Raw genomic sequence first — 7,251 nt, 5'->3', positions numbered from 1 at the left:
CATCTTCTGAAAGTCTTGCATCGCAAGGCCTTCAAAATTAAACAACGATTGACAAGCTTTTAATCCGACCGACCTAGGATTTCGAGCAGCTTGTTTCATCTGCTCTGTTCTCCATAGAAAGGAGGTGATCCAGCCGCACCTTCTGATACGGCTACCTTGTTACGACTTCACCCCAGTCGCCAATCCTACCTTCGGCAGCGTCCTCCTTGCGGTTAGACTACTGACTTCGGGTATTACCGGCTCCCATGGTGTGACGGGCGGTGTGTACAAGGCCCGGGAACGTATTCACCGCGGCATTATGATCCGCGATTACTAGCAATTCCAACTTCATGCAGGCGGGTTTCAGCCTGCAATCCGAACTGAGACCGCTTTTTGAGGTTCGCTCCACCTCGCGGTATCGCTTCTCTCTGTTAACGGCCATTGTAGTACGTGTGTAGCCCAGGTCATAAGGGGCATGATGATTTGACGTCGTCCCCACCTTCCTCCGTTTTGTCAACGGCAGTCCTGCTAGAGTGCTCTTGCGTAGCAACTAACAGTAAGGGTTGCGCTCGTTGCGGGACTTAACCCAACATCTCACGACACGAGCTGACGACAACCATGCACCACCTGTCTCAACTTTCCCCGAAGGGCACCTAATGCATCTCTGCTTCGTTAGTTGGATGTCAAGACCTGGTAAGGTTCTTCGCGTTGCTTCGAATTAAACCACATACTCCACTGCTTGTGCGGGCCCCCGTCAATTCCTTTGAGTTTCAACCTTGCGGTCGTACTCCCCAGGTGGATTACTTATTGTGTTAACTCCGGCACGGAAGGGGTCAGACCCCCCACACCTAGTAATCATCGTTTACAGCATGGACTACCAGGGTATCTAATCCTGTTTGCTACCCATGCTTTCGTGCTTCAGCGTCAGTTAAAGCCCAGTAGGTCGCCTTCGCCACTGGTGTTCCTCCCGATCTCTACGCATTTCACCGCTACACCGGGAATTCCACCTACCTCTACTTCACTCAAGCCAAACAGTTTCAATTGCAGGCTATGGGTTAAGCCCATAGTTTTCACAGCTGACTTGCTTGGCCGCCTACGCACCCTTTACACCCAGTAAATCCGGACAACGCTCGCTCCCTACGTATTACCGCGGCTGCTGGCACGTAGTTAGCCGGAGCTTGCTGCCTAGGTACCGTCATTATCGTCCCTAGGTACAAAAGTTTACAATCCGAAGACCGTCTTCCTTCACGCGGCGTTGCTGCATCAGAGTTTCCTCCATTGTGCAATATCCCCCACTGCTGCCTCCCGTAGGAGTCTGGGCCGTGTCTCAGTCCCAATGTGGCCGTTCAACCTCTCAGTCCGGCTACCGATCGTCGCCATGGTGGGCTATTATCTCACCATCTAGCTAATCGGACGCGAGTCCATCTTTCAGCAGATTGCTCCTTTGATTTTCTGTCCATGTGAACAGAAAATGTCATGCGGTATTAGTGTCCGTTTCCAGACATTATCCCCCTCTGAAAGGCAGGTTCCTCACGCGTTACTCACCCGTCCGCCACTAAACTTTCTACCGAAGCAAAAAGTTTCGTTCGACTTGCATGTGTTAGGCACACCGCCAGCGTTCGTCCTGAGCCAGGATCAAACTCTCTAAAATATGATATCTAAACGCCTTTCGGCATCCAAATCTACTCTAGAGCTTTTGTAGCTCGTTTTGATACGCTTGCGTATCGTTTTGCTGTTTTTTTACGAGTCAGCTTCTCGTCATTCCTCTCGGAATCTTTCGGGTCCGTTACTTGTCATCGTTGTTTAATTTTCAAGGTCCTGCGCCGCCTCAATTTCAGCTCCCTTAGGCCTTAGCCCCGGGCGCCTCTCTCGCGGCGACTCATATATAATACCACTGCCTTCTCCCTTTGTCAACTACTTTTTTCATCTTTTTTTGCTTTTTTTTAAAAAGCGCGTTTATGCCCGTTTTTCAGCCGTTTTTTGCATAAGTCAGCTGAATGCTTATTCCACGCTGTGCTTCCGCGGTGCTGTAGTGCATTCCATCATAATAAAGCTTTTTTCCGCCAGGCAGTGCACGGTTCGCCGCTGCCACACAAGATTGAAAGAAATACGGCATACTATTAAAGAGCTCATCTACTGTCTGCCGGTATGGCAGATGTTCCCCTAAATGCAGTGCCAGCACCGTCCTGCCGCTGGCTGCTGCCTGTGCCAAAGCTGTCGCCAGCTTTTTTTTGCTGTTGTTGTCCAAACTGGTCAGCTGCACCGCGCGTGCCTGATAATAGTTCGCATCCATGGAAGAGGCGCTCGGCATCGGCAGGTTGCTGTCGGCCGCATTGTTCCCGTTTGATGGACAAATGGTATGGTCCTGCCGTATCAGCGTATCCGTTAAATTGAAATAATCATAGGTACGCACGCTGCTGTCCATCCATGTGCCGTCAAAGTGATACCACTTCCCGCCGATGCGAATCAGGTTCCAAATATGTGCCGCACCTTTGGAGCTGCCATTGACCAGCCGGCAGGAGAGTCCCGCTTCCGCACACAAAAGCTGCATGGCACGGGCATAGCCGTCACAAACTGCTTTGCCTTTTACGAGGGCACCATAAGAAGTATAGTCCTGCCAGTCCTGTTCCTTGCCTGCAGAAGAATTCGCGTAGCTGCAGCGGTCCGCCAGCGCCTGATAAATGTTTTCTTCCCGTTCCAGTTCGCTTTGTTTGGCGGAAGTGCCGGCCATTGCCCTTATCACAGCTGTCTGCAGCTGTTTCTGCATACTGCTGCAGACTGTTGGTGAAACACGGCTGTACAGCTGCACACTGGTTGCAGTGAAAGAGTAAGTATAGGTATATTGATTAGAAACCCAAAACATCTGTGGATTATCATTAAAAAATGCCATCACTGTCAGCTGTGTATCTTTGTCCGAAAGCTGTGTGTACAGGACAGCAGGCTGCAGCGGATAGCCATTCTTTTCTTTTTGGTCTGCAATCTTTCCGGCACAGGCCAGCATCTGCTGGTACAGCCGGCGGCAGCTGTCACTGGGCAGGCCGTTGTAATCTCCCCGCTGTGACACCAGCGTACAGCTTTGTCCCGCTGCCGCTGAAGAAACCGTCTGGACCGGTGGAATAGATACACTGTCTGTTTCCGGAAGTGCACATCCCGTCAAGCAGGCAAGTGCCAGCGTCAGTGCCAGAAAACATACAGGCTTTTTCCTCATGCTTCTGTCCCCACTTCCTATTCTGTCAACTTCACCATTATACCTGCTTTCAGTCTCTTTGCCTATACATAAGGAGGAAAAAATTTTTTCCTTTTTTATAGGCAAAAAAATCCGGCCCGTGCAGCTGCACATACGGCCGGATTCCTGTATCTTTTATTCTTCTTCTGTTTCCATAGCAGGACGGTACGCATGCAGCTGCAGAACCACCGCCGTAACATCGTCGTCATGGCCGTCACTGCGGCGGGCCACGGCACCCGCAACAATTGCCTCCGCCAATTCCTGCGGTGTTTTGGCATCCCCCGGAGCTGCCAGCAAATCACATATCCATTTTGTTCCCGCACACAGGGCACCATCACTGAGCATCACCAGCAGGTCACTGTCCCCCAGTTCTTCCTGTGCGCAGTGAAACTGCGCTGTTTCCAGAATGCCAACGGGCAGACCGGGTGCGTCCACCGGATAAACCTTTCCCTGCCGACAGACAAAGCTCATGGCGGCGCCGGCCTTGCAGAACTGAATAATGCCAGTATACAGGTCCGCACTGACAAGGTCTACCGTAGCCGTGGATTCGTCACCAGATTTCACTCCCATGGCTGTGTTGACAATCTGCAGTGCGCTGTCAAATCCAATTCCTGCTTCTATTAGCTGTGTCAGCAAATCCGAAACCATCACGCCATCCACTGCCGCACGGCCACCGGCTCCCATGCCGTCACTTAAAATGCAGATGTACCGGCCAGTGCCGTCCTCAAAGCAGCGGGTGCTGTCCCCGCACAGCATATTATCCCCACAGTTATGTCGGGCACTGGCCGCAATGACACGGAACTGCGGCCGTTCACAAAAGACAAGTCGCCATGCCGTTTGTGTCCGGCTGATGCTCGGTTGTGAAAAAGTCCGCCCGCATACTTTGGAAATCTCACGCGTCAATTCCGCTTTGTTGACCTGTATGCCCTGTCCCCGCACAATCATTGCTTCAATTGTCATGCGCTCAAATCGATCCACTCTGCAGCTGACATCCAGCGGCTGCAAAGAAAACTCATACAGTACTTCTGATACCAAACTGGCGCTTGTGCTGTCGCTGTGCTCGAACAGCTCAAATTCCGATGCCATTTCTTCTAATATTGTACGCACGACGGAAAACTGCTGAACCAGCCGTCGGCGGTTTTGTGAAGCCTGTGTACGGCTGTACACCTGCAGCGCTGACTGCCTGTGTGCCTGCTGAGACTTGTCCAGCTTTTCGCCCACCTGTGCCAGCGTGTCCGCTACATTTCCAAGCGCGTTCGCGGCGTGGTCCAGTCTTGTCACAACCGTCCGGCGCAAATCCTGTGCGCGCGGCGTTTCTCCGACACTTGCGGTTGATATGGAAAAATGCCCTAAAATCCGCCCGGTCAGGCGTTCCGGTAGAAGAATATACAATACAGCGGCAATGGCCACCTCCCACAGCGTGTCCATTCGCTGGGTGGTCAGTGCTTCCGGCAAAGTTGCAACCGCGCTGCTTAAAATGAAAGCACAGGCACCTGCCAGCCTGCCCATGGGCGCAAACAGCCCCGCCAGCAGACCGCCGACTCCATACGCACCTGCCAGTCCGCCTAATCCGCTGCCGGAAAAGGACAGGCAGGCGCCAGCCGCTACACCGGATACACTGCCACCGGCTACACCGCTGTATTCACTTGCATATAAGGTAATCAGCACCGCAAGGATACCACCAACCGACACGGGCCCTATTTTCAGTGCAGAAAGCGCCAGCAAAAATACGCCGGCCGAAAAAGCCGCACAGGTCAGCTCCTGCGGCAAACAGTTTCCCTGCCGCAGCTGGTGGTCCAACAGGTCCCCTGTTTGGGAGAAAAAGTATCCCCAGCCGGCTGCCAGCAGGCCTTCAGCCACTGCATAGGCAGCACCGCTTGTCCCCGTACTGTTGACATAAAAGACAATCATCCCCGTACACAGCATGGGTATACCGGCCATCAGCGCCGCAAACAGCGCTTTCACCCGTAAAAACCGCGAAGCCGCTTCCCGCAGCGCCCATCTAATACCCATTGCCGCCAGCAGTGCCATTAGGCAGTGCATCGGTACGGTCACTGTCCCCGGCAGCAGGTACCCCAGCACTGAACCCAGCGCCGCTGCCGCCGCGTATTCCCATGGGCAGGCTGCCGCCAGCGCTACCCCAAAAGGTGCGCACCGGTCAAATACCACGGCACGTGCTGCCAACAGGCCCATTGCAAAGAACGCCGCCTGGCGTGCGGCCTTCTTCATGGCGGTGCCCGCCCGGTCCCAATTCAGCGTCTGCTCTTTTGCCATTGTCGAACCACTCCATTTCCTGCAGCATTCCGCTATATGTACTTTATTTACAAATTTGTAATTTCTATTATACAAGCCGCCGCATGTCGGATTGTCGCAGAACTGGCCGCTGTGCACATACTTTTTATGGTGCTGTCCGTACAAATGTGCTAAAATAGAAAGAAAGCTGTACCGCCACGGCCCTTGCGGGCAGTTTTTTAATGGGAATCTAATAGAGAAGGTGTAAAAAAATGGACTACCATTTCTCCGACCGTGTCAAAGCCCTGAAGCCCTCAGCGATTCGTGAAATTTTCAAATATGCTGCTGACCCGGAGGTTATCTCCCTTTCTGCCGGCAACCCCGCACCGGAAGCTTTTCCGGTAGAGGCCATTCGCCGCTGCAGCGATGACCTCCTGCGGGAGCAGCCCATTGATGCACTGCAATACAGTGTAACCGAGGGCCTGCCCGCCCTGCGGGAAGACGTGACCGCCTTTCTGCAAAAGCACTGCGGCATTCACACGCCCGGTGACAGTGTCCTCATTACCAGCGGTGCCCAGCAGATTATGGACCTGTTCGGCAAATCCGTCCTTAACGAGGGAGATACTGTCGTTTGTGAAGAGCCAAGTTTCATCGGTGCCCTCAACTCGTTCCGTTCTTACCATGCTGTACTGAAAGGCGTACCCATGCAGGAAGACGGCATGGACCTCACCAAATTAGAGGATATTCTGAAAAGTGACCGGAAAGTTCAGTTTATTTACACAATCCCCAACTTTCAGAACCCAACCGGCCTGACAACCAGCTGGGAAAAGCGCCGCGGCATTTACGACCTCGCCAAAAAATACGATGTTTTGATTTTGGAGGACAACCCTTATGGTGACCTGCGCTTTGCGGGTGAGAATATTCCTTCTATTAAAACACTGGATACAGAAGGACGTGTCCTCTACTCCGGCACATTCAGCAAGACCATCTCCCCCGGTATGCGTGTCGGCTTTGCCGCTGGCGGCAGCACGTTGCTGCAGAAGATGGTCGTCTGCAAACAGGGCAGTGATGTACACACCAACATCTGGAGTCAGCATGTCATCCACCGCTTCCTACATGGCTGGGATTTTGAAAAGCATTTGTGTGGACTGCGGAAAATTTACGCCAAAAAATATGCGGTTGCTGAAAAAGCCCTGCAGGAAACCGCACCGCTGCTGCAGTATCGGCCGATTCAGGGTGGCCTGTTCATTTGGTGCACACTGCCTGCATCCATTCCGATGATTGATTACTGTAAGCAGGCCGTTCTGCATAAAGTGTGTGTCGTTCCCGGCAACGCTTTCCTCACCGATGAAAACACACCCTGCCAGAGTTTCCGCATCAACTATTCTTCTCCAACAGATGAGGACCTCGCACGTGGCATTTCCATTCTTGGCAAACTGGCTGCCGACTGGCCCGTATAACCGCTTGACAAATCCCGCGGGCCTGCCTATAATAGCGTCAAAAGCAGCAATCATACAGCAAAACCTGTGAGAAAGACAAGTAAGCGGAAAAACTGCCCCCGCAGAGAGCCGGACCTTTGGGTGAAAATCCGGTGCCGCAGCTTCCGCCGAATGGACTTTTGAGGCTGAACTGAACCGCAATTTTTTGCGCAGTAGGGGAAGCGGGACTTTCCGCCCGTTATTCCGGAAAGTGCAGTATATATGTACACTAAGCGGGCGCATTCGCGTCAAACTGGGTGGCACCGCAGGAGATTTTACAGGCTCCTGTCCCTCTCTTCTTCTTCGGAAAAGGGGGACAGGAGCCTTTTTTCCGTC

3 protein-coding genes and 1 rRNA gene are annotated in these 7,251 nt (G+C 52.8%); 1 reads left to right on the top strand and 3 read right to left on the bottom strand.

Annotated elements, in window-relative coordinates; translation table 11 throughout:
- Positions 1–117 precede the first annotated feature (117 nt).
- From ACIHKT_RS01065 to ACIHKT_RS01055, 3 genes are all read right to left on the bottom strand, one after another.
- Positions 118–1,630 (bottom strand): 16S ribosomal RNA (locus ACIHKT_RS01065).
- A gap of 318 nt (positions 1,631–1,948) precedes the next feature.
- Positions 1,949–3,187, bottom strand: a complete 1,239-nt coding sequence (locus ACIHKT_RS01060) for a transglutaminase domain-containing protein (protein WP_157658886.1) — start codon at positions 3,185–3,187, stop codon at positions 1,949–1,951.
- A gap of 153 nt (positions 3,188–3,340) precedes the next feature.
- Positions 3,341–5,479, bottom strand: coding sequence for a SpoIIE family protein phosphatase (locus ACIHKT_RS01055; protein WP_086035083.1), 2,139 nt, complete (start codon positions 5,477–5,479; stop codon positions 3,341–3,343).
- A 230-nt stretch (positions 5,480–5,709) separates the two neighbouring features.
- On the opposite strand from ACIHKT_RS01055, the gene ACIHKT_RS01050 reads away from it, so the two are divergent.
- A complete protein-coding gene (locus ACIHKT_RS01050) occupies positions 5,710–6,897 on the top strand; it encodes a PLP-dependent aminotransferase family protein (RefSeq protein ID WP_086035082.1) in 1,188 nt (395 codons plus the stop codon).
- Positions 6,898–7,251 lie beyond the last annotated feature (354 nt).

It is taken from the genome of Caproicibacterium sp. XB2 (assembly GCF_044880635.1).
GTDB classification, from domain to species: Bacteria; Bacillota; Clostridia; order Oscillospirales; family Acutalibacteraceae; genus Caproicibacterium; species Caproicibacterium lactatifermentans.
The sequence above is the reverse complement of the archived record's forward strand: the minus strand, read 5'-3'. Positions and strand labels throughout refer to the sequence as shown.